This is a genomic window from Faecalimicrobium dakarense (assembly GCF_000499525.1).
In the GTDB taxonomy this organism is placed as follows: Bacteria; Bacillota; Clostridia; order Peptostreptococcales; family Peptostreptococcaceae; genus Faecalimicrobium; species Faecalimicrobium dakarense.
Genome location: NZ_HG529363.1, coordinates 1 through 1,782, shown reverse-complemented (window position 1 = coordinate 1,782; position 1,782 = coordinate 1). Strand labels below are relative to the sequence as shown.

Genomic DNA, 1,782 nt, shown 5'->3' with positions numbered 1-1,782 from the left:
AAGCTGAAGCTTTTCTTTTATTTTATGTATTTAATCTGGTTGAGGAGCATCGACAGGACAAACACTATTACAAGCCCCACATTCTATACATATCTCAGGATCTATTACGTATTTATCATCTCCATCGGAAATACAATTAACAGGACATTCAGGTTCACAAGCACCACAGCTTATGCAAGTATCTGTTATAAAGTAAGCCATATTATATACCTCCTTTTGCAATTTACAATATATGATACCCAAAAAAAGTAAATTTATTAAATAAATAAAAAATATAATTTCAACTTAAACTATAAAACAAGATTATATTTTTTATCTCAAATTAGAACTTAATCTTACAATTTTGTTCTTTGATTTATTTAATATAACAAGGTATAATTAATTTTATAGAATGAGGAGGATAAAATGAGTTATTACGACAAAAATGAAAATAAAATAAGAAGAAGAAAAGTAAGTTCTAGTGATAACATTACAAGAAACTTACAAGATAATAGATCTTATGAAAAAAATAGTAAAGCAAATAATTCAAGTATTAAAAAAGATAGAATAGATAGAGAGAGAACATATTCGAGTTCTAGAGTTAGTAAATCTAAAAGAAATAAAAAGAAAGCTAAAAAAAGAAAAATATTAAAAAAAATGCTAGTGATTATGTTAATACCACTAGTTATACTATCTTTAGCGGGATCGGCATTTGTAATGTCATCACTAAAAGGAGCGCAACCTGTAACTAAGGAATTATTAGAATCAAAATATATTAGTAGCCAAGTAGTAAGCACTGATGAGATACCAAAGCACTTAAAGAATGCAATTGTATCTATAGAAGATGAACGTTTTTATGATCACAAGGGTGTAGATGTAATATCTTTAGTGAGATCTGTGTTACATAATATTTTAACAGACACTACTCAAGGTGGTAGTACTATAGAAATGCAAATATCAAAAAACTTAATAACTAATGATGACAAGACCCTAAAAAGAAAATTAAGAGATATGTATAATGCAATTTCTATGGACAAAAATATGACCAAAGATGAAATATTAGGAGTATATTTAAATAATATATATTTAGGAAAGTCATCTTATGGAGTTGGTAAAGGTGCACAAGTTTATTTTGGTAAAAATGTCAGTGAACTTACTTTAGCTGAGTGTGCAATGATTGCGGGAATAACTAACAATCCAGCAAGATATGTGGAACATAGAGAAGCTAAAAAAAGACAAGAAACTATACTATATAAAATGAATGAACTTGGATATATAACTGATGAAGAATATAAAGACGCTTTAAGAGAAAGTGTACCTTTTATATCAGAAATAGGAAAATAAATAATGAGGTGTGAAATGAGTTTATACAAATTTACTTATGAAGATGAAGAATATTTATTAAATCAAGATAATTGTAGCGGATTAATAAATGACGATGAAAAGCCTGTAAAAGGAATTACATCATCTAAGATACTAGAAATATTAAATAATTCACAAGATGTAGACTTTGATATGGAATATTATCAAGAAGCATGTCCAGAATGTTTAGCTGGAGTAAAAGAAAAGCAGAAATTCTTTGGATTTTTAGAGTACCATTTCTATATATTTACTAAAAAAAGTGAATATGTAATTAGTGATATAAGTGAAGAATACAAAGGACTATCATTTAATAAGCTTTGTAAGCAAAAAAAAGCTGATGACAGTTATATAGTTAGTATAATAGTTTGTGAAAAATGTAAAGATTATATAATACAAATAGAAAATTGTATAGTATAAAAAAGTCTACTAGAAATAGTAGAC

At 26.7% G+C, this 1,782-nt stretch carries 3 protein-coding genes; 2 read left to right on the top strand and 1 reads right to left on the bottom strand.

The window, feature by feature from the left end; genetic code table 11:
- Positions 1–30 precede the first annotated feature (30 nt).
- Positions 31–201 (bottom strand): 4Fe-4S binding protein, encoded by a 171-nt coding sequence (locus tag BN899_RS11345; protein WP_042275491.1) that lies wholly within the window; start codon positions 199–201, stop codon positions 31–33.
- A 204-nt stretch (positions 202–405) separates the two neighbouring features.
- Between BN899_RS11345 and BN899_RS11340 the strand changes: the two genes are divergently transcribed.
- Positions 406–1,323 (top strand): biosynthetic peptidoglycan transglycosylase, encoded by a 918-nt coding sequence (locus tag BN899_RS11340; protein WP_042275489.1) that lies wholly within the window; start codon positions 406–408, stop codon positions 1,321–1,323.
- Positions 1,324–1,338: 15 nt separating this feature from the next.
- Complete coding sequence (locus BN899_RS11335; protein WP_042275486.1) at positions 1,339–1,758, top strand: DUF3785 family protein; 420 nt, start codon at positions 1,339–1,341, stop codon at positions 1,756–1,758.
- Positions 1,759–1,782 lie beyond the last annotated feature (24 nt).

What these genes read in the sequence shown, in the direction of transcription:
- BN899_RS11345 (WP_042275491.1), bottom strand. Translation starts at nt 201, where the DNA reads ATGGCTTACTTTATAACAGATACTTGCATAAGCTGTGGTGCTTGTGAA.
- BN899_RS11340 (WP_042275489.1), top strand. Translation starts at nt 406, where the DNA reads ATGAGTTATTACGACAAAAATGAAAATAAAATAAGAAGAAGAAAAGTA.
- BN899_RS11335 (WP_042275486.1), top strand. Translation starts at nt 1,339, where the DNA reads ATGAGTTTATACAAATTTACTTATGAAGATGAAGAATATTTATTAAAT.